The organism is Chromobacterium haemolyticum (assembly GCF_009936155.1).
Lineage (GTDB): Bacteria > Pseudomonadota > Gammaproteobacteria > Burkholderiales > Chromobacteriaceae > Chromobacterium > Chromobacterium haemolyticum.
Window position 1 is genome coordinate 5083246 of record NZ_AP019312.1, and the last position, 19661, is coordinate 5102906.

At 63.9% G+C, this 19661-nt stretch carries 17 protein-coding genes; 9 read left to right on the plus strand and 8 right to left on the minus strand.

Annotated features, from left to right (window positions below):
* Positions 1 to 190: 190 nt before the first annotated feature.
* Together GYH29_RS23580 and GYH29_RS23585 are read right to left on the minus strand one after the other, a co-directional pair.
* The gene (locus GYH29_RS23580; protein ID WP_081575069.1) at positions 191 to 2098 is read right to left on the minus strand and encodes a bifunctional 2',3'-cyclic-nucleotide 2'-phosphodiesterase/3'-nucleotidase; all 1908 of its coding nucleotides are present in this window, start codon (positions 2096 to 2098) and stop codon (positions 191 to 193) included.
* 34 nt (positions 2099 to 2132) lie between these two features.
* On the minus strand, positions 2133 to 2456 hold the full coding sequence (locus tag GYH29_RS23585; RefSeq protein ID WP_039756238.1) for a winged helix-turn-helix transcriptional regulator: 324 nt from the start codon (positions 2454 to 2456) through the stop codon (positions 2133 to 2135).
* A 103-nt stretch (positions 2457 to 2559) separates the two neighbouring features.
* Here GYH29_RS23585 and GYH29_RS23590 point away from each other — a divergent pair, with 103 nt between their 5' ends.
* Complete coding sequence (locus GYH29_RS23590; protein ID WP_043589148.1) at positions 2560 to 3114, plus strand: NAD(P)H-dependent oxidoreductase; 555 nt, start codon at positions 2560 to 2562, stop codon at positions 3112 to 3114.
* A 68-nt stretch (positions 3115 to 3182) separates the two neighbouring features.
* Here GYH29_RS23590 and gstA read toward each other — a convergent pair whose 3' ends face one another.
* The 3 genes from gstA to GYH29_RS23605 form a co-directional block, all read right to left on the minus strand.
* Positions 3183 to 3794, minus strand: a complete 612-nt coding sequence (gene gstA, locus GYH29_RS23595) for a glutathione transferase GstA (protein WP_019102731.1) — start codon at positions 3792 to 3794, stop codon at positions 3183 to 3185.
* 123 nt (positions 3795 to 3917) lie between these two features.
* Positions 3918 to 4202, minus strand: coding sequence for a VF530 family protein (locus GYH29_RS23600; protein WP_019102730.1), 285 nt, complete (start codon positions 4200 to 4202; stop codon positions 3918 to 3920).
* Between the two features lie 64 nt (positions 4203 to 4266).
* Positions 4267 to 6537: a TerB family tellurite resistance protein gene (locus GYH29_RS23605; protein WP_019102729.1), complete on the minus strand. Its 2271-nt coding sequence runs from the start codon at positions 6535 to 6537 to the stop codon at positions 4267 to 4269.
* Positions 6538 to 6766: 229 nt separating this feature from the next.
* Here GYH29_RS23605 and GYH29_RS23610 point away from each other — a divergent pair, with 229 nt between their 5' ends.
* Both GYH29_RS23610 and GYH29_RS23615 read left to right on the plus strand, forming a co-directional pair.
* Positions 6767 to 7246, plus strand: a complete 480-nt coding sequence (locus tag GYH29_RS23610) for a Spy/CpxP family protein refolding chaperone (RefSeq protein ID WP_019102727.1) — start codon at positions 6767 to 6769, stop codon at positions 7244 to 7246.
* A 183-nt stretch (positions 7247 to 7429) separates the two neighbouring features.
* A complete protein-coding gene (locus tag GYH29_RS23615) occupies positions 7430 to 7903 on the plus strand; it encodes a Spy/CpxP family protein refolding chaperone (protein WP_161524483.1) in 474 nt (157 codons plus the stop codon).
* Positions 7904 to 7976: 73 nt separating this feature from the next.
* Here GYH29_RS23615 and GYH29_RS23620 read toward each other — a convergent pair whose 3' ends face one another.
* The 3 genes from GYH29_RS23620 to GYH29_RS23630 all read right to left on the minus strand — a co-directional run bounded on the left by GYH29_RS23620 (position 7977) and on the right by GYH29_RS23630 (position 11118).
* Entirely contained in the window at positions 7977 to 8444 is a 468-nt protein-coding gene (locus tag GYH29_RS23620; protein WP_019102725.1) for a DMT family transporter, read from the minus strand.
* A gap of 138 nt (positions 8445 to 8582) precedes the next feature.
* Positions 8583 to 8990 carry a YkgJ family cysteine cluster protein gene (locus GYH29_RS23625; protein ID WP_019102724.1) on the minus strand — a complete coding sequence of 136 codons (408 nt, stop codon included), beginning with the start codon at positions 8988 to 8990 and terminating at the stop codon, positions 8583 to 8585.
* Positions 8991 to 9138: 148 nt separating this feature from the next.
* Positions 9139 to 11118: a peptidase U32 family protein gene (locus GYH29_RS23630; RefSeq protein WP_161524484.1), complete on the minus strand. Its 1980-nt coding sequence runs from the start codon at positions 11116 to 11118 to the stop codon at positions 9139 to 9141.
* Positions 11119 to 11342: 224 nt separating this feature from the next.
* Between GYH29_RS23630 and GYH29_RS23635 the strand changes: the two genes are divergently transcribed.
* From GYH29_RS23635 to nagZ, 6 genes are all read left to right on the plus strand, one after another.
* The gene (locus GYH29_RS23635; protein WP_043589133.1) at positions 11343 to 13040 is read left to right on the plus strand and encodes a methyl-accepting chemotaxis protein; all 1698 of its coding nucleotides are present in this window, start codon (positions 11343 to 11345) and stop codon (positions 13038 to 13040) included.
* A gap of 446 nt (positions 13041 to 13486) precedes the next feature.
* The gene (locus tag GYH29_RS23640) at positions 13487 to 14869 is read left to right on the plus strand and encodes an OprD family outer membrane porin (RefSeq protein WP_161524485.1); all 1383 of its coding nucleotides are present in this window, start codon (positions 13487 to 13489) and stop codon (positions 14867 to 14869) included.
* Between the two features lie 184 nt (positions 14870 to 15053).
* Positions 15054 to 16313: an extracellular solute-binding protein gene (locus tag GYH29_RS23645; protein ID WP_043589132.1), complete on the plus strand. Its 1260-nt coding sequence runs from the start codon at positions 15054 to 15056 to the stop codon at positions 16311 to 16313.
* A 103-nt stretch (positions 16314 to 16416) separates the two neighbouring features.
* Positions 16417 to 17280, plus strand: coding sequence for a carbohydrate ABC transporter permease (locus GYH29_RS23650; protein ID WP_043589131.1), 864 nt, complete (start codon positions 16417 to 16419; stop codon positions 17278 to 17280).
* A gap of 9 nt (positions 17281 to 17289) precedes the next feature.
* Positions 17290 to 18159: a carbohydrate ABC transporter permease gene (locus tag GYH29_RS23655; protein WP_019102572.1), complete on the plus strand. Its 870-nt coding sequence runs from the start codon at positions 17290 to 17292 to the stop codon at positions 18157 to 18159.
* Positions 18156 to 19655 carry a beta-N-acetylhexosaminidase gene (gene nagZ, locus GYH29_RS23660; RefSeq protein ID WP_161524486.1) on the plus strand — a complete coding sequence of 500 codons (1500 nt, stop codon included), beginning with the start codon at positions 18156 to 18158 and terminating at the stop codon, positions 19653 to 19655. The genes GYH29_RS23655 and nagZ overlap by 4 nt, the downstream gene beginning before the upstream one ends.
* The last annotated feature ends 6 nt before the right edge of the window (positions 19656 to 19661 follow it).

A 19661-nucleotide genomic window follows, 5' to 3' on the forward strand; every position in this document is an offset into this window, starting at 1 on the left:
ATCCGGGTTTCACGTGGAACATCAGGCGCTTGCCGCCTCAGAGCTTATGGAAAGTCTCGCGAGCACGAGCAAGACAAAGCATTGCTGCTGAGAAAGCGGAATGTACACCTGGTATATAAGTATTTCGAAGTTGTTTTCAACGCTATCGCCGCAGCGCAGCAGACTATGAACAGGTTCTTAAACCTTTCTCTTATTCCACCAGCTCCAGGCTTACCGAACCATCGCCATGCTCCGCCGCCAGGCGGAACTGGGGCTGGCGCGCCAGATAGCGGAGCGCGCCGGCGCCGGTGTCGAAGCGCATGGCGACGCCGGCCACCGGCTGAATGCGCCAGGCTGGCTTGGCCGCCGGGTCCACCACCTTGCGCTCGGCCAGATAGCCCGCCACCGCCGCGCGGTTTTCGTCCGGCGAATCCACCACCACGCGGCTGGCGTCGATGCCGGGGAAATGGCCGCCGCCGGAGGCGCGGTAGTTGTTGGTGGCCACCAGAAAGCTGGCGTTCTCGTCTATCGGCTTGCCCTGGTAGCTCAGCTTGACGATACGATGGCTGGCCGGCGCCGCCAGCTTGCCGTCGGCGTCGTAGCGCGCCGGCTGGCTGACGTCGATCTCATAGCTGACGCCGACGATGCTGTCGAAGTTGTAGGAGCGGAATTCCGGGTTCAGCAGCGGCTGGGTCTTGGGCCCCTTGGGATCGATGCGCAGAAACTGCCCGGCCGACATTTCCAGCCATTCGCGCACTTCGCGGCCGCTGACCTTCACCGCCTTCAGCGTATTGGGATAGATGTAGAGATCAGCCAGATTGCGGATCGCCAACGGACCGGCCGGGATATCGGTGTAGTAATTCCAGCCCTGGCGGCCGCCGGCCTTGAACGGCGCGGCGGCGGACAGTACCGGCAGGCCTTCGTACTCGGTGCCCTTGACCGCGTTCTTCACATACCAGGCCTGAGCTTCGGCCACGATCTGCACCGAGGGATCGTCCGCCGCCTGGGCGAAGTAGCTGTAAATCGGCGCGCGGGTTTCCGCCACTTTGCCGCGCACATAGTCCAGCGTCCGGCGGTGTTCGGCGGCGATCAACTCGGCCACCTTGGGCTCGGCGGCCGCCAGCGGCCGCTTGGCTTTCCTGTCGTAGATAGCGCGCAGACCGGCCTGCTTGCCGCTCACCTTCCAGCCGGCGTCCCCGCGCTCCAGCACCAGGTCCACCACGCCGATATGGTCGCCCCAGCGGCCCGGCATCACCGCCGGCACGCCGTTGATGGTGCCGGCGGCCAGATCCACCTTGGGATAGCCGGCGAAGGCGGCGGACGGGAATTCGGCGTGGGCGTGGCCGAACAGGATGGCGTCGATGCCGGCCACCTCGGCCAGCCCGGCCACCGAGTTCTCGGCGAAACGCGCGCTCTCCCCTTTTTCGAAACCGGAATGCGGCACCGCGATCACGATGTCGGCGCCCTTCTGCTTGAGCTCGGGCAGATAGCGGCGCGCGGCGTCGACAATGTCCAGCACTTCCACCTTGCCCTGTAGATTGGCCTTGTCCCACTGCATGATCTGCGGCGGCACAAAGCCGATCACGCCGATGTTCAGCGTCTGCGGCTGGCCGTCCTCGTCCTTGAACTCCCGCTTGAGCAGTACATAGGGCTGGAAATACGGCTGGCCGGTCTTGGCGTCCACCACATTGGCGTTGACGTAGGGGAAGGCGGCTGTCTTCAGCGCCTGGTCAAGGAAGGGCAGCCCGTAATTGAATTCGTGGTTGCCGATATTGCCGGCGTCGTAGCGCAGCCAGTTGAGCACCTTGTAGGCCGGATGCGTGTCGCCGGCGCGCAGCGGCTGGATCTTGGCCACCAGATCGCCCAGCGGATTGCCCTGCAACAAGTCGCCGTTGTCTATCAGCAGGCTGTTGGGCGCCTCTTGCCGCGCCGCGCGGATCAGCGTCGCCGCGCGCGCCAGGCCGAAGTCCTGCGTCGGCTTGTCCTGGTAGTAGTCATAGTCCAGCAGGTTCATGTGCACGTCTGAGGTTTCCAGCACCCGCAGCTTCAGCGGGGCGGCCCAGCCGTTGACGGCCGTCGCGGCCAGCAGGGAGGAGACGAGGAGAGGCGCAAGTTTCACGGAACAGCCCTTTTCTGGTTTTATCGCGCCCGCATTATACGCCCGCCGTCGGCTGCTCCAGATAGAAAGCGCCCCAGGCGCACATCGCGTCTATCACCGGCCGCAGCGTGTCGCCCAGCTCGGTCAGCCGGTAGTCCACCCGCGGCGGCACCTCGGCGTACACCGTGCGCGCGATCAGGCCGTCGCGCTCCAGTTCGCGCAGCTGCTCGGTCAGCACCTTCTGCGACACCCCGCCCAGCAAGCGGCGCAACTCGCCGGTGCGCCGGCTGTCCTCGGACAAGTGGCACAGGATCGCGCACTTCCATTTGCCGCCCACCAGCCGCATGGTGGCGTCGATGGGAAAATTCAGTTCGCTCATGCGGGCACAGTTACCTTTTGGTGCTTATGAAACAAAAAAGTGCATACTTATCAACGACTTGATTCATTGATAGCATGGCCGTACCCATTTTACAGGAAGCGCCATGAAAACCCTGATCATCGTTGCTCACCCCGATCTCGAGCAATCCCGAATCAACCGCCGCTGGATGGCCGCGTTGAGCCGGCATCCGGAGCGCTATACCGTGCACGCGCTGTACCAGGCCTACCCTGACGGAAACATCGACGTGGCGCGAGAACAGGCGCTATTGAACCGCCACCAGCGCATCGTGCTGCAGTTTCCGCTGTACTGGTTCAGTTCGCCGCCCTTGTTGAAAACCTGGCAGGACCAGGTGCTGGACGAGGGCTTCGCCATCGGCGCGTGGCCGGAAGACTGGCGCATGCGGGACAAGCGCATCAGCGTGGCGGTGTCCACCGGCATCCGCGAGCGGGACTTCGCGCCCGACGGCCGCTATCTGTACCGGATGGAGGAAGTGCTGCGGCCGTTCGAGCTGACCTGCCGCTACCTCCGCGCCGAGTGGCTGCCCGGCTTCGCGCTGCACGGCGCCGAGCACGATCTGAGCGACGCCGAGATCGAGGCCAGCGCGGATGCTTATCTGCGGCACCTGCAGGCCGAGGCAGTAAAAATCCACTTGCCATGAAAAATGCCCGGCCGGTGCCGGGCATGATCTTGTCTGGAACGGAGAATGTATTCCCGTTCCAATTGGAATTACTCCAGCAAGCCTTCCGCCTTCAGCGCCTGCTGCACGAAGGGCAAGGCCGCCACGCGTTTCTGGAAGTCGATCAACGCCGGGAAATCACCCAGCGAACGCTGTACGAACTGCGCCCAGTTCAGGCAGGTGAACAGGTAGGCGTCGGCCACGCTGAAACGCTCGCCCAGCAGATAGGGCGTTTTCGCCAGTTGCTCTTCCGCCAGCGCCAGCCGACGGGTCAGCTTGTCCCAGGTCTGCTGCTTGAGTTCGTCGCTATTGGGATAGAACAGCGGCGAGAAACCCTTGTGCACCTCGGTGGCGATATAGTTCAGCCACTCTTGCAGCCGGTAGCGCTCCAGCGTGCCGTTAGCCGGCGCCAGCTGTTTGGCCGGCGCCTGATCCGCCAGGTATTGCACAATGGCCACGCCCTCGGTCAGCAGCTCGCCGTTATCCAGCTGCAAGGCCGGCACATAGCCGCGCGGATTGATGGTGGAGAAATCCACCCCGCCCGCGGTCAGATGCGGCTGGACCTTGAGATTCACCTTCTCGGTGTCGAACGGCAGGCCGCTGGCGAACAACACGATATGCGGGGACAGCGAGCAGGCGCCGGGGGAAAAATACAGTTTCATCGCTTTTCTCCAGTTCAGGATGTCTCGGGACAAAACACAGGAATGCGGAAAACCCGGACAGCCTGAGCCAAATCGATGACAGTTGCAACCCTGCGCTCAGCAGGGCCGTTGGCCGGCGGGCGCTCAGGGCGACTTCTTGGCGAACAAGCGCGGCCGCTTGTCCGGACCGGCACCGGCGGGCGCCTGCGGCCGAGTCTTCAGCGCCACGAACAAGTCCTCCACCTGCTGGCGCGCCCACGGAGTGCGGCGCAGGAAAGCCAGGCTGGATTTGACGCTGGGATCGTGATTGAAGCAGCGGATCTGGATGCGCCGACCCAGTTCCGGCCAGCCGTAATGGCCGACCAGCTGAGTCAGCATCTGCTCCAGCGTGACGCCGTGGGTGGGGTTGTTGGGTTGCGGTGCGCTCATGGTCGTGTTTTCTGGCTTGGGCGGGCGCAGTGTACCTTGCGCCCGCCGCGCCGCAAAGCCGTCCTCACGCGGCCGGCTTGGGCTTGCGTTGCCGCGGTGCGCGCTTGGGCGCGGGCTTGACCGGCGCCGGAGCCTCCGGAGGCGAGCTGTTCCGCTGGGCCAAGCCCATCGCCAGCGCCAGCCGGCCCAGGCGCTGCTGCTTCTCGCCGCTGATGGGCCCCGCCGCTTGCAGCAGCAGAATCGCCAGCTCCAACGCGAACTGTCGCTGTTGCTCGGTGGGCAACAAATGTTCCAGCGTCGCCAGCGCGCGCTTCTCGTCGTTGCGCACCAGCCAAGTCTGGCGCCGCACCGCCTGCTTGAACTGCTCCAGCGTCAAATCCTCGCCCAAGGCGGTTTCCTGCATCACCCGGCGAATAGCGTTGAACGGCCTCACGTCCACCACGCCGTTGCCGATGGCGACATAGATCAACAAGCGCAAAAAACCGTCCACCGGCCCGCCTTCGGCGTAATGGGCCTCCAGCTCCTGGCGCTTGAGCCGCAGCATCTCGCTGCGCTCCCAGCTGCCGTCCGCCTTGCGCACTCCGTATTCGCGCTGCGGTTTCAAACCGGTCAGCGCCGCGCTCCACGGCGATTCGAACAAGGTTCGGAAACTCAACTCCTGCCAGGCGTCGCGACCGTCGCGCCAACCGTTCAGCGCCGTCTCCATCCACTGCGCGTAGCTTTGCTGCCATTGCCAGAACGGATTGTCCTCCGCCGCCGGCCGCCGTTGGTCGCGCACTTTCTCCGCCCATTGCCGCAGCCCGGCCAGCCAGGGGTTGCGGCTGGAAAACCAGCGTCGCTCCAATCGCGACGGATGCATTTCGCGCCACCAGCGCGCGGTATGCTCGTTGCCGTATAAGCGCAGCCAGGGAGAGACGAAGGTATCGTACAGCTGCTGGTTGACCTCTCCCACCCGGCGCACCACTTCGAAGGCGGCCTCACCCTGGCGGCCGTCGCCCAAAGCCAGAATATCGTCGATGTCGCGCGGCTCGAAGCGGATCACGTAGCGGCCTTGCAGATATTCCAGCCCGGCCATTTCCGGGTGGGTATCGGTGATGATGGCTTCGTACAAGCCGGGCGGCAGCACATCTATCAAATCCAGCGCGCTGGCCAGCTCGCTGTGTTCCTTGTTGGCCACGCCGGCGGATACGAAAATACCCAGGTGGCCCACCTGTTCGTGCAGGCAATAGACGATGGTCTGCTCGTTAACGCGGATGTCCTCCACGCTGTGGTACAGGTCCGCGATCCAGAACAAGGCCTGCTGCGGCGGAGTGATGTTGTCGCCCCAGGAGGCGAACACCACGATGGGCGAGCGGATGTTGCGCAAATCCACCACCTGCCGTCCCTGCTCCAGCGTCACCTCGCCATGGCTCAGCCGGTTGCCGACGAACAGGTTTTGGGTAATCCATTCCATCTCGGCCTTGTTGAGCAGATAGTGGCCGCCCCACCAGCGCTCGAACTCCAGGAAGCGCTCACGCTCGGTATCCACCTTGGCGTACAGTGAGTAAGGCTTTTTCCAGTAGGTGTTGGCAGGGTCCAGCTGTTCGAAATTGCTGACCAGATGAGCCCCGTCGAACTGGCCGTGGCCCAGATCGCCCACTAGCGAGGCCATCCAGGTGCCGCCGTACAAACCGCCGGAATAACGCATCGGATTCTTGCCGGCCACGCCGGCCCAGTAAGACAACGGCGAGCCGGCCAGCAGGATGGGGCCCACCAGCTCCGGCGCGGTGGCCGCCAGCATCGCCAGCGCCCAGCCGCCCTGGCAATTACCGATGACGAAGGGTTTGCCGGCGCTGTGCGGATGCAGCTGGTTCACCTTTTGCAGGAAGATCTTCTCGGCGCGCCACACGCACTCAATCGTCTGCTTGGGCTCCGGCACCGGGAAAAACATCACGAAATAACAAGGATGGCCTTGGCGCAGCGCGATGCCGATCTCGCTGTCCATCTTGAAGCCGCCGATGCCTGGGCCGTGGCCGGCGCGAGGGTCTATCACCACGAAGGGCCGCTTGGCCGGGTCCGGTTTCGGACAGCCGTCCGGCGGGCGAATCGCCGACAGCGCGTAATTGACCGGCTGCTCCAGTTCGCGACCGTCGACGATGATGTCGTAATCGAACACCAACACCGGGGGGTGGCCGGAGGCAGCGTGCTCCAGATAGGTGTCCCCGCGCTGGCGCAGAATGTCGCAGTACAGCACAGAACGCTGCCAGGCGTCGATCCAATACTCTACCAAGGCGCCGTTCAAACCGCCGGCGCTCAGCGCGGAGAACCAAGGAAAGGAAGAATCAGGCTGGCTCATGCGAAAACGCTCCGGCGACGATAAGGGAATGCCGCAATTCACTCTAGTCCAAATCCCCGCCCCGGTCGGGAAAAAACCCATCGGCAAAACGCTTGCCGGCGAGCTTTACATTTGGTAACAATTGATCCCGACCAACTCATACTTAATTGACAGTCGCCATCCAGAATAATGGAGTGATCCTGCCGATGTCGCCCGCCCGCATCACCGCCATCAATGGAATGGCCTCCCTATGAAACCGCAGATACCCTTTATATTCGCCAGCCTCGCCGCCGGTGCCGCTCTGGCCGCGCCGCCGGAACCCGCTTGCCCGCCAATGGGCAATTTCGCCGGCCGTCCGTGGAAGATAGACCCGGCCAAACGTGACGCTTTCATCGCCCAGCACCAGAAAGCGCTGCACGACAAGCTCAAGATCCAGCCGGCCCAGGAAGCCGCGTGGCTGGCCTTCGCCAGCGCCACCCGCCCCGGTCCGATGCCGCCTTGCGAGAACGCGTCCACCGCGCCGGAACGCATGGAACAGCGCGTGCTGATGGCGCAGCGTCACCTGCTGAATCTGCAAAAGCGTTTGGAAGCGCTCAAATCCTTCTACGGCCAGCTCACGCCCGATCAGCAAAAAATCATGGACCAGGACAGCCCGCCGCTGATGGGCGGCCGGGGCCAGGGTCCAATGCGCAAACTGCAGGCAGGCCAAGGCAACGAGCCTCACAACTAAAACCCGTTACGATCTGCGACGATTCGTGAGCCGCGGCACGGCGAGCCCCGCGCATTGTTGCAAACTGCTAAGCGGGCCGGCCCGGTTAACACTCGATAACAAGCCCCGCCCTAGCCGCAACACTTGCCAGACATCCGTGGTCAATACTGGCTGCATGATCAACCTCCGCAGGAGTCTTCAATCATGACCAAGCTGTTCAAGCCCATGCTGATCGCCACGCTGCTGGCCGCCGGCGTTGCCGGTTCCGCGCTGGCCGCCGGCGACGCCCCGACGCAAAGCCCGATGCCGATGATGGAAAAAGGCCGCCACATGGACCCGGCCCAGCGCGAAGCCATGGCCGCGCGCCACCTGCAAGGGCTGCACGATCAACTGAAGCTGCAGGCGAACCAGGAAGCCGCCTGGAAAACCTTCGCCGCCTCGATGAAGCCGGGCGAACGGATGATGCCGCCCAAGCCCCAGGCCGGCGACACCGCGCCGCAGCGCATGGAGCGCATGCTGGACATGATGAAACAACATCAGGACGCGATGCAGAAGCGCCTGGACGCGCTGAAAACCTTCTACGCCCAACTGACGCAGGAGCAACAGAAGGTGATGGACCAATGGCATGGCCAGATGGGCCGCCGCATGAGTCCGATGGCCAAGCCGCAACCCAAGTAAGCGCCACGCGCCGGCCAAGAAAAACGGCAGCCTGAGGCTGCCGTTTTTAGCATGTTGACTCCGCACCCATCATTCAAGCGCGTCCAAACCACTTGTCGCCGAAGTTGACCAACAACACCCCGCCCACCACCAGCGCCGCGCCCAGCAGCCGAGGCAGATTCACCTCTCGCAGCGGCATCGCCAGCCAGCCGAAACGGTCGAACAGCAGCGACACGCACACCTGGCCGGCGATCACCAGGGACAGCATGGCCGCCACGCCCAGCCGCGGCGCCAGCAAGGTGGTGCCGAACACGAACATCGCCCCCATCGCGCCGCCCAACAGCATCCACCACTCCACCCGGCCGAGAGCCGCCAGATCCTGCCATTTCTGGCCGGTGGCGACGGCCAGCCCGGCCAGACACGCGCTGCCCACGGAGAACGACACCAGCGCCGCCAGCAGCGTGCTGTTGCCCAGCACGCCCTTTAGCTGGTTGTTGATGGCGGCTTGCAAGGGCACCACCACGCCGATGGCGAAGGCGAACAAGGGGTAGATTGGGTTCATCACTATCCTGTCGAATCAATTAAGAGCGTGTTTACGGTCTCGCGAGCTAGAGCGAGACAAGGCGTACTCGCCGTGTCACGTCTCACGACGCGTAGCAGATCGTAAACGGCTTCTAGGGCGTTTCACGTGAAACCGCGTTCACGCCGCGGTGTTGCGGAGGAAGGCGATCTTCTGCGGATTTCGGGTATACGCGCAGAAGCCCGGCTTGGGTCCTACCTTGGGGTGGTTGCGGCAAGTATTGGGACGCCGCTCGTAAATGGTGCACAAGCGGGTCTTCTGATCCAGATGCATGCAATCGCCGTTGGCGCGCCGCGCCAGCGTGAACAGCTCGCGCTTGAAATTGAAGTGCTGGATCAGCCGCTGCTTTTCCAGGCGCTTGGCGATGTTCTTGATCGGCTCTTCCAACTCGAACTCATCCACCACGCCCATGCGCACCAGATCCGGCAGCCGCACCTCCACCGGCATGGAACAGCAGCTGCCCATGCAGTCCTCGCACAAACCGTTCTTGTATTTGACCCAGGTGTCCAGGCGCTCGATGTCGGCCACGTTTGATTCCCCGTGATGCCGGCGTGGCCGGCGATAACGTATTAAAGGATTGTTCCGGATAGGAAAAAAGGAAAGAGGCGCATTTTACGCGCCTCTCCGCCGCCGCCGCAATCGACTCGCCGGCCGTTTCAGATCGGCAATCTAGCGCTCAAGACTGCGGACGCTGCTTGAAGAAGGTCAAGGGCGCGGTGTACGGCACCTCGCTTGGCGGCGGGGCCTTCAGGATGTGCTTTTTCATCTTGCCCATCACATGCATCTCGCAAGGCCGGCATTCGAACTTCAATGTGTAGGTTTCGTTGCCGGACTTCAGCGTCATCGGATCGGCGCGCACCTGGCCCATCACGCCCTTCACCCCCTTGGCCTGCTTCGGGCACAGGTTGAAGGAGAAGCGCAGGCAGTGCTTGGTGATCATCAAGCTGACCTCGCCCTCTTCCTGATGCGCCTCGTAGGCGGCGTCGATGACCTCCACCCCGTGCTTGCGGTAGAACTGCCAGGCCAGATTGTTGTAGACGTTGGCCAGATAGCTCAGCGTCTTTTCCGGATACGGCGCCGGCGGCTCCAGCGCCGCCTTGCGCGGCTGGCGCGGCCAGGCCTGCAAGCGCGCGGCCTCCAGCCGGGCGATGGCGTCTCGGCGCAAGGCGTTGATCGCCGAGGCCGGCGCGAACCACGGCTGAGAGAGTTGCAGCGTTACATCGTGGGCAACGAACATGGTATTGCCCAGCTTCGCCAGATTGTCTCGCAAACCTGCAAGCGCCTTCTCCGCGTCCTTGGCCGGCTCCAGCGCCAGCGGGCTGCGGGCGACGGCGCTGACGCCGTCCTCGTCGGTGATGCTCAGTTCCAGGCCGTCGGCGTTTTCGGCCAGCGTCATCCACACGCCCACCTTGCGCTCGGCGGACTTTTTCAGCAGCGCCAGTTCCCAGGCGTGGTCGCGGTTGCGGCTGATGTCCACGCCCGGCTTGAGGCCGACCAGCACCGAAACATCGTTGGGGAACACCCTCCACAACAACTCGCCGTCCGCGGTCTTGCCCACTTGCTGCACGGTATTGGCCTGAACGCCCACGACTTCCCGCTTCTTCATGAAGTTGATGCCGTCGCCGTTGCTCATAGTTTCTCGGGTGGCGATCTCCAGCCAGTCCGGCCCCACTTTGCTGACCACGCCCAGGCCGACACCGACGAATTTGGGCGAATCGAAAGCGCCGATGTCGATCTTGCGGCCAGTGGCGAAGTAATCGGTGCCGCCGCGGTGGAAGGTCTTGTCCGGGTCCGGCGCGAAGAAGATTTCGCTGTCGCCGCTGGAGGCGCGCGCCAGCTCCGGCCTACGTTCGATGATCTCGTCCAGCAGCAGCCGGTAATGGGCGGTGATGTTCTTCACATAGGACACGTCTTTGTAACGGCCCTCGATCTTCAGCGAACGCACGCCGGCGTCCAGCAGCGCCTCCAGATTGGCGCTCTGATTATTGTCCTTCATCGATAGCAAATGCTTGTCGAAAGCCACCACGCCGCCGTCCTTGTCGGTCAGCGTGTACGGCAGTCTACAGGCTTGCGAGCAGTCGCCGCGGTTGGCGCTGCGTCCGTTGTCGGCGTGGCTGATATAGCACTGGCCGGAGAAGGCCACGCACAGCGCGCCGTGAATGAAGTATTCAATGGTGGCGGCGTCGCCCACCGCGTCGGCCGCCTGGCGGATTTGCGGAATCGTCAGCTCGCGCGCCAGCACCACTTGGGAGAAACCGGCATCGGACAGGAAACGCGCTTTTTCCGGCGTGCGGATGTCGCACTGAGTGGAGGCATGCAGCTGGATAGGCGGCAGGTCCAGTTCCAGGATGCCCATATCCTGAATGATCAGCGCGTCCACGCCTGCGTCGTACAACTGCCAGATCAGCTTGCGCGCCGGCTCCAGTTCGGCATCGTGCAAGATGGTGTTGAGCGTGGCGAAGATGCGTGCGTGGTAGCGGTGCGCAAACGCGGTCAGGCCGGCGATATCCTCCACGCTGTTGCAGGCGTTGTGGCGCGCGCCGAAGCTGGGCCCGCCGATGTACACCGCGTCGGCGCCGTGCAAGATAGCCTCGCGGCCGATTTCGGCGGTCTTGGCGGGCGATAGCAACTCGATCTGGTGCGACAACAGGCTCATGGCGTTTCCTGACATTTAGTATAGGTGGCCGCGTTGGGCGATGGCGGCCGCAAAGGGGCGGAATTATAACGGAATCATGGAGTTATAGGTAGTAATTTACAGCAGCGGCTTTTAAGTTCAACCTCGGGATCACGGCTTTGCCATGCCACCGTCACATGCCGCGACTACACCTCCAAATAGTCAAAATCGGTTTTATGCACGTAAAAAACAATTCGGAGAGCGTCATGTTCAACCGCCTGACCATCGCCCAGCGCTTAAGCGCGCTCGTCGCGGCCCTGTTGGCCATTACCATCTTGATCAGCCTGTTTGGCCAACATGCGCAAAAAGGCATACTCGACGACTTCGCCACCACTTACAACGATAGAGTGGTGTGCCTGAAGCAGCTGAAAACCGTGGCCGACAGCTACGCGGTTGGCATAGTAGATGGCGCGCACAAACTGCATGCCGGCGCCCTCGACGCCGCCGGTTTTCTAGGCGGCATCGACACCGCGCAGGCCGCGCTGAAAAAACAATGGGGCGACTACCGCTCCACCTATCTGACCGCCGAGGAAAAAACCCTGGCCGACCAGGCCGAGGCGGCTATGCGCCACGCCGACGCCAGCGTGGCCCGGCTCAAAAGCCTGGCCCAGTCCGGGGACCGCGCCGCGATGCAACTCTTCCTGGACAAGGAAATGTACCCGGCCATCGATCCCATCGCCAACCGCATCGCCGCGCTGATCGACTTGCAGTTGCGAGTGGCGGCGGAAGAGTTCGCCAAGGCGCAAGAACGCGCCGCCGCCAGCCGCGCCGTCGCGATAGCGCTCTTGATCTGCGGCGTGGCCCTGGGCGCCGTGCTGTCGCTGATCATCATTCGCTCGCTGATGGCCGAGCTGGGCGGCGAGCCGCGCGACGTGGTAGCGCTGACCGAGCGCATCGCCAACGGCGACCTCAGCCAGAAACTACAGGCCAAGGCCGGCGACCAACACAGCATCGTCGCCTCGATGGCGCGGATGCAGAGCGGACTCATCCAGATGGTGCGCGCCATGCAGCAGATCATCAGTCAGCTAAGCGCCAATGCCACCGAGCTGGCGGCGGCGGCGGAACAGGTGGCCGCCAGCGCCGAGGAACAGACCCGGGCCGCCTCGTCGATGTCGGCCTCGGTGGAACAGCTGTCGGTCAGCATCTGCTCGGTGGACGATAACACCACCGATGTGGCCACCGAATCCGTCTCCACCGGCGACCTGGCCACCCGCGGTGAATCCATCATTGACCAAACCCTGCACACCATAGAGTCGGTGGCCGACATGGCGCGCGCCTCGCAGGCGCAAGCCGACCTGATGAGCAGCCGCTCACAGCAGATCTCCAATGTGATTCAGGTAATACGCGACGTGGCCGACCAAACCAACCTGCTGGCGCTGAACGCCGCAATCGAAGCGGCGCGCGCCGGCGAACAGGGCCGCGGCTTCGCCGTGGTGGCCGACGAAGTGCGCAAGCTGTCCGAGCGTACCGCCCAGTCCACCTCCGAAATCGGCGCCAGCATTCGCGAAATGCTGGATAGCAGCGCCCACGTGGTGCAGAACATCCACCACACCGTGGACCACATGGAAGTGGGACTGCGGCAGGCCAGCGACGCGCGCGCAGCCATCACCGGCATCAACGACAAGGTGGCCAGAGTCAAACAATCGTTGAGCGCGATCTCGGTATCGCTGCACGAGCAGCAGGCCGCCGGCACCGGCATCGCCGCCAATGTGGAGAAAGTGGCGCAAATGTCCGAGGAAACCAGCGCCGCCGCCAGTCAGACAGCGGACTCCGCCAGTCAGATGGAACAGATGTCGCATGAGCTGCAATCCAGCATCAATTACTTCACCCTGCCGCAGGCCGGCCAAAGCCAGAACGAAGAAACGCCGCTGCAAACCGGCCGTTCGTTGGCAGCCGCCAGCTGAAACCCGTTTACCCCCTCTCCGCACTTGGCCTGGCGCTTGCCAGGCTTTTTTTTAGTCTGGCAATGCCCCATGGCCTATGGGTCAGCCGGCGCTTACCTTCGCTGCAACACCATGCTGCAATGCAGCAATGTCGATAAGCGAAAATATCGCGCACACGCGGCCGCTGTCTCGATTGAAAACGCGTGTTCATCCCGGCCAATCCTTCGTTGGCACTCCACATTCTGTTCGGAAAAACAAAAAGTAGATGCCTTTCATTCGCATTCTGCAGCGATCTGGCGTCATGACGCACTTATTTCCGACAAAACCATGTGCATGGCAGCATTGCAACAATATGACGAATTATTTTGCAATACCAATGAGATACCAATTGAGAACCAGTAAAAGACCAGATAGTTTTAGCGCAGGACATCCAACAGAGGTGTCGCCACGTGATTGGAGTGACTGAAATGCCTAAGCCGACCAAGCTTGCCCTACTACTGTTGACCGCCCTGCCCTGTGTCGTCATGGCGGCGGAAGACTCGATTCCGGCCAACGACACCTCGCCCACCCAGGGCGCGCCGGCCACTTTCGAACCGGTGGACGTCTACGACTTGATCACCAAGTCCGAAACCACCGTCAGCGCCATCTACTACGGCCGCAACCGCCAGGCGGACTGGCCCGCTCCGCCCAACGGCAAAAACCGCGACGACATCACCGTCAACGCGCTCAACCTGGGCCTGAACTTCCGTTCCGGCTACGCCTGGAACAAGCTGGGCTTCGACGCCGCCGCCCACGCCGCCATCCGCCTGGACAGCGGCAAAGGCTGGTCGGAAGTGCTGAACCACGACGTCAACGACAGCTCCCAGCCCGGCGGAGTGGACAAGAGCGCCGCGGTGCTGAGCCAGGCGGCGCTGAAATTCCGCCAGCACGAAGACGGCCAGGGCTTCTCCGCCCGCGCCGGTTACACCCCGATAGGCATCGGCACCCTGGGCACCTCCGGCGGCCTGCAATCCCACGCCTACCGCGGCGTGGAAATGAAATACAAATTCGGCGACTTCGAAGTGGGCTACGGCTGGGCCGACCAGTTCCGCAACGAATGGGACACCCGCTTCCGCGACATGACCAACTCCTGGGAACAGGGCCGCAGCAACGGCAGCGCCGCCAAACGCGTCGATTACGTCAACAGCCTGGGCTTCCGCTACGCGCCCAAGAACGGCTTCGTCGACGTGGGCGTGGGCGAAGGCAAGGACTACCGCCGCAACGCCCAGATCGCCGGCTCCTATTCCTGGCAGCTCAACGGCGACGACAAGCTGACCGCCACCGGCTACTACTTCACCGGCAAATACCAGACCCAGCTCTCCGGTATCCAGAACCCCAAGAGCGAATACCACGCCAGCGGCAGCGTCAGCTACGCCACCAACGGCTGGACGCTGATGGGCGGCCTGGGCTACACCAAGGCCCCGGACTCCGGCGAACTGAACTTCCGCATGACGCCGTGGGGCAACAGCGACAACCGCAACTTCATCCAGACCTGGGGCCAGCTGGACGACTTCGTCTGGGACGGCACCACCGTCTACAAGCTGGGCGTCAACTACGACCTGGCCAAGGTGGGCGTGCCCGGCCTGACCGTGGGCCTGTCCGGCAACTACGCCACCGGGATGAAAAACCCGGGCAAGGCCGACACCAAGGCGCACGAGGTGGATTTCAGCATCGGCTACAGCGTGCAAAGCGGCATGTTCAAGGGCGCCAGCATCGGCGTCTACCCGGCCTGGCTGCGCACCGACGGCTTCTACGGCAAATCCGACCGCAACGACGTCAAGGTGATCGCCTCCTACAGCAAGACCTTCTGATCCGCGCGGCCGGCCGGGGCACTCCCTCCCCCGTCCGGCCGCCGGCTCACTGGCATTGAACTGGTCTCGCTTTCATTGACACCACTTCAATGCCACAATGCGGCAACAAGACATTCAAATAGCATAACATTGCACCCCGGCCGCCACGGTTGACGCCGACGTCGGCCCCCATGGAGAAACCATCATGAAACTCAACGCCTTCGCTCGCGCCGCCCTGCTCGCCGCCGGCTGCGCCGTCGCCCTGCCGGCTCTGGCCGCCGACAAACCCGTGCTGGAAGTGTGGACCATGAGCCTGTCGCCCAAATTCGACGGCTACTTCAAGGATCTAGTCGGCAAATACAACGCCCAGAACCCCAATGTCGAAGTTAAATGGACCGATTACCCCTGGGACGTGATCCAGTCCAAGTTCACCGCCGCCGTCGGCGCAGGCAAGCCGCCGGCTCTGGTCAACCTGAACGTGCCGTGGGCTTACGACTACAAGCAAAGCGGCCTGCTGCAGCCGCTGGACGGCGTAATCAACAAGGGCCAGTACGTGGACGGCGCGATCAAGGACGTCACTTTCGACGGCAAGGTTTACGCCTTCCCTCACTACAACGGCGCCAACGTCATCGCCTACAACGCCGAGCTGTTCAAGAAAGCCGGCCTCAATCCGGCCAAGCCGCCCAAATCGCTGGACGAGCAGCTGGCTTACGCCAAAACCATCAAGGCCAAAACCGGCGTCGCCGGCTTCGCCCCGGCGCTGGGCCCCACCAAGATCGAGGGCTTCCTGATCCAGAACGGCCTGCCCTTGCTCAAGGACGGCAAACCGGTGTTCAACAGCCCGGCCCATGTGGCCATGCTGAAAAAACTGGGCGACGCCTACAAGTCCGGCGCGCTGCTGAAGGACAATCTGTTCGCCCAGGACAACTTCCAGGTCTCCATCGCCGCCTACAACAGCGGCCGCATGGCCATGCTGGTCACCACCCCGGCCTCGCTGACCCGGGTGCGCGACGAAGCCCCCAAACTTTACCAAGCCACCCAAGTGGCTCCGGCGCCCATCGGCCCCACCGGCATCGCCGCCGGCGGCTGGATGTTCAACTTCGGCGTGGCGCGCAACGTCAACAAGGCGCTGCTGCCGGAAATCGGCAAGTTCGGCAACTACCTGACCAACGCCGACAACCAGCTTGCCTTCGCCAAGCTGGCCGGCACCCTGCCCACCGCGCGCAAGGCGGCGCAAGACCCCTACTTCCAGAAAGTGGCCAATGACGCCGGCGCGGCGGAAAAAGCCGTAGGCGTAGCCGCCGCCAGCCTGGACAAGACCCGCACCATCTATCTGGCCGGCGTCAAGGACCCGGACGTGCTCTCCGCCCGCCTGGCCGCCGCGGTGGAAAAAGCCGTCACCGGCCGCCAGGACCCCAAGGCCGCGCTGGACGAGGCGGCGGCGTTCTGGAGCGGCAAACTGTAAAACGCGCTTGACTGCGGCGGCATCTCAGACGCCGCCTCCCGCAACCCGCAGGCCGTCGCCGCATTCCGGCGTCGGCCTGCCGCTACGTCACAAGGTTCTGCCCATGCGCACCAAGACCACGCTGCAAGCCTATCTGTTCCTGGCCCCGGCGCTGTTGCTGATGCTGGCGTTTTCCTTCTGGCCGGTGGGCTTCGGCAGCTTCATCGCCTTCACCCAGTACAATCTGATCGACAGCCCGCGCTGGGTGGGCCTGGACAATTTCCGCGAGCTGTTCGCAGACGACTTGTTCCTGGCCTCGCTGAAGAACTCCGCCATCTACCTGTTGGTGGTGCCGGTAATCCAGATCGTCGCCATGCTGCTGGCGGTGCTGGTCAACAACCAGCTTCCCGCTATCAAGTGGTTCCGCGCCGCCTACTACCTGCCGGTGGTCACTTCCGTATCGGTGATCGGCATCATCTGGAACTTCATGTACACCGAAGACGGCGTGATTAACGCCGCGCTGCACTGGCTGCGGGTGGTCAACGAACCGGTGGGCTGGCTCAACGACGACCGCATCGCGCTGTTCGCGGTGATGTTCATCACCATCTGGCGCGGCCTGGGCTGGTATATGGTGCTCTACCTGGCCGGTCTGCAGGCGGTGCCGGCCGACATCTACGAAGCGGCGCAGCTGGACGGCGCCAACGCCTGGCAGCGTTTCTGGCGCATCACCGTGCCGCTGCTGGCCCCCACCATCCTGCTGTGCTCGATGATGTCGGTGCTGGCCGCGGTCAAGGCCTTCGAGGAGGTGCAGATCATGACCAAGGGCGGGCCGATGCAATCCACCTACACCGCGCTGTTCTACGCCTACGAGTTCGGCATCAAGTCGCTGAACTTCGGCCGCGCGCTGGCCGCCAGCCTGGTGATGTCGGTGTTCTGCGTGGCGCTGGCCTGGTTGAACTTCCGCTATCTGCAGCCGCGCGAACCATAAGGAAACGCCATGCAAAACACCGCCACCCTCGCCGCGCCCGCCGCCCGCCGCCACAGCGCCCGGCTAAGCAAGCTGGCCGGCCGCGGCCTGCACTATCTGGTGCTGAGCCTGATCGCCGTGGTCACCGTCTACCCGTTCTGGTGGACGCTGGTCACCGCGCTGTCCACCGAGGGCGACGTGTTCGCCTTTCCGCCGCCCTTATTGCCCAGCGCCCCCGGCCTGGACAACTTCAAGGAGGCGGTGTCCAGCATCGACCTGCTGGCCTTCTACAAGAACTCCGTCGTCATCGCGCTGGCCACCGTGGCCGGCACCCTGCTGGTCAGCGCGCTGGCCGCCTACCCGCTGGCGCGGATGCGCTTTCCTGGCCGCAAGCTGGTGTTCGGCGCCATTCTCGCCACCATGATCCTGCCCAGCGAAGTCAACTTCCTGGTCAACTTCATCACCGTGTCCAAACTGCAGCTCACCGACAGCTACAGCGGCGTGGTGCTGCCCACGCTGGCCGGCGCGGTGGGCATCTTCCTGATGAAGCAGGCCTTTGAGGCCGTACCGCAGGACTTGATAGACGCCGCCCGCGTCGACGGCGCCGGCGACTGGCAGATCTTCTGGAAAATCATGTTGCCGCTATCTCGTCCGGCGCTGGCGGCGCTGACCATACTCACCATGGTGTCGGCGTGGAACCAATACATCTGGCCGTCCATCGTGATGTCCAGCCCGGACAAATTCCCGCTGTCGGTGGGCGTGCTCTACCTGTCCGGCGCCTTCAGTTTCAAAACCCGGGTGGTGGCCGCCGGCGCGGTGCTGACCGTGCTGCCCATCCTGCTGGTCTTCCTGTTCACCCAGCGCTACTTCCTGCGCGGATTCGATGGAGCCGTCAAATGAGCGATACCCTGCAACAACTGGCCGGCCAGGCGCTGATGGTGGATGTGGCCGGCCCGCGTCTGGGCGAAGACGAAGCCGCCTTCCTGCAACAACTGGGCACGCGCGCCATCTGCCTGTTCCGCCGCAATGTGCCGGACGAGGCCAGCATCCGCCGGCTGATCGCCGATCTGCAATGCGCGCTGGGCGAGGACATCCTGATAGGCATGGATCAGGAAGGCGGCGCGGTGATGCGCACCCTGTTCCTGCCGACGGCGCCGTCGGCGATGGCGCTGGGCGCGGTGGACGACGCCGAACTGGCCGAGCAAGTGGGCGCCGCAGTGGCGCGCGGCCTGGCCAGCCTGGGCGTTAACTGGAATTTCGCCCCGGTGCTGGACCTCAACAACAACCCCGCCAATCCGGTGATCTCGGAACGATCCTTCGGCGAGGACCCTCTCAAGGCGACGCGGCTGGCGCGCGCCTGGATCAGCGGCCATCTGTCCGAGGGCGTGGCCTGCTGCGTCAAGCACTTCCCCGGCCACGGCGACACTCACACCGACTCCCACCTGGACCTGCCGGTGGTGGACAAGCCCAAGGCCGAGCTACGCGATTACGAACTGTCGCCGTTCGCCGCGCTGGCTAGCCTCACCCCCGGCATGATGAGCGCCCACATCCGCTTTCCGACGCTGGACGCGGACTGGCCGGCCACGCTGTCGTCGGCCATCCTGCAGCAACTGCTGCGCGAGCAGCTGGGCTATCAGGGCGTGATGATCACCGACGGCATGAATATGAAAGCCATCCGAGAACGCTGGGGCCAGGCCCAGGGCAGCGCGCAGGCGCTGGCCGCCGGTGCCGACCTCAGCCTGGTGCTCCAATTCCAGGACGAAATGACGGAAAGCAAGCAGGCCTTGATAGCCGCCGTCGCCGCCGGGCGGCTGAGCGAGGCGCGGCTGCGGGAAGCGGCCGCGCGCGTGGACACGCTGATCCGGCGCTACCCCAGCCGTCAGCGCGATTACGACCCGGCGCAGCGCGCCGCCGACGCCGAATTGTTCGCCGACGCCTGGCGCCGCGCGCTGACCGCCCACGGCCAGCCGCAACGGCCGCCTGCCGGCGCCACGCTGCGCCTGGTGGTGCAGGACCAGGCGCCGTCCGATGGCGTGTCCGAGGCCGGCCTGTCCGCCGACGCGCTGGTCACTCGGCTGATCGCCCAGCTGTCGCGCCGCTTCAGCCTGGAAGTGATCCGCTATCAGCGGCGCGAAGAACTGGACTGGCGCCGGCTGCCTCAGGACGGCCGCTACACCGTGGTCGCCTCCACCACCCGCGGACGCTACGGCGCGCGCGAGCGCGCCGAATGGCGGCCAGACCTGCACCTGGCCTTGTGGAACCCCTACGCCGCCGCCGATCTCGACGCGCCGGCGCTGATCAGCTACGGCTTCGCCGACGCGGCGCTGGACGCCGTCGCCCAATGGCTGTCCGGCGAGATAGAAGCCACGGGCACGCTGCCGGCGCGCTTGCAATAAAAGGAC

Coding starts and splice junctions, on each gene's coding strand:
- GYH29_RS23585 (WP_039756238.1), bottom strand. CDS start 2,456: ATGAGCGAACTGAATTTTCCCATCGACGCCACCATGCGGCTGGTGGGC.
- GYH29_RS23590 (WP_043589148.1), top strand. CDS start 2,560: ATGAAAACCCTGATCATCGTTGCTCACCCCGATCTCGAGCAATCCCGA.
- gstA (WP_019102731.1), bottom strand. CDS start 3,794: ATGAAACTGTATTTTTCCCCCGGCGCCTGCTCGCTGTCCCCGCATATC.
- GYH29_RS23600 (WP_019102730.1), bottom strand. CDS start 4,202: ATGAGCGCACCGCAACCCAACAACCCCACCCACGGCGTCACGCTGGAG.
- GYH29_RS23605 (WP_019102729.1), bottom strand. CDS start 6,537: ATGAGCCAGCCTGATTCTTCCTTTCCTTGGTTCTCCGCGCTGAGCGCC.
- GYH29_RS23610 (WP_019102727.1), top strand. CDS start 6,767: ATGAAACCGCAGATACCCTTTATATTCGCCAGCCTCGCCGCCGGTGCC.
- GYH29_RS23615 (WP_161524483.1), top strand. CDS start 7,430: ATGACCAAGCTGTTCAAGCCCATGCTGATCGCCACGCTGCTGGCCGCC.
- GYH29_RS23620 (WP_019102725.1), bottom strand. CDS start 8,444: ATGAACCCAATCTACCCCTTGTTCGCCTTCGCCATCGGCGTGGTGGTG.
- GYH29_RS23630 (WP_161524484.1), bottom strand. CDS start 11,118: ATGAGCCTGTTGTCGCACCAGATCGAGTTGCTATCGCCCGCCAAGACC.
- GYH29_RS23635 (WP_043589133.1), top strand. CDS start 11,343: ATGTTCAACCGCCTGACCATCGCCCAGCGCTTAAGCGCGCTCGTCGCG.
- GYH29_RS23640 (WP_161524485.1), top strand. CDS start 13,487: ATGCCTAAGCCGACCAAGCTTGCCCTACTACTGTTGACCGCCCTGCCC.
- GYH29_RS23645 (WP_043589132.1), top strand. CDS start 15,054: ATGAAACTCAACGCCTTCGCTCGCGCCGCCCTGCTCGCCGCCGGCTGC.
- GYH29_RS23650 (WP_043589131.1), top strand. CDS start 16,417: ATGCGCACCAAGACCACGCTGCAAGCCTATCTGTTCCTGGCCCCGGCG.
- GYH29_RS23655 (WP_019102572.1), top strand. CDS start 17,290: ATGCAAAACACCGCCACCCTCGCCGCGCCCGCCGCCCGCCGCCACAGC.
- nagZ (WP_161524486.1), top strand. CDS start 18,156: ATGAGCGATACCCTGCAACAACTGGCCGGCCAGGCGCTGATGGTGGAT.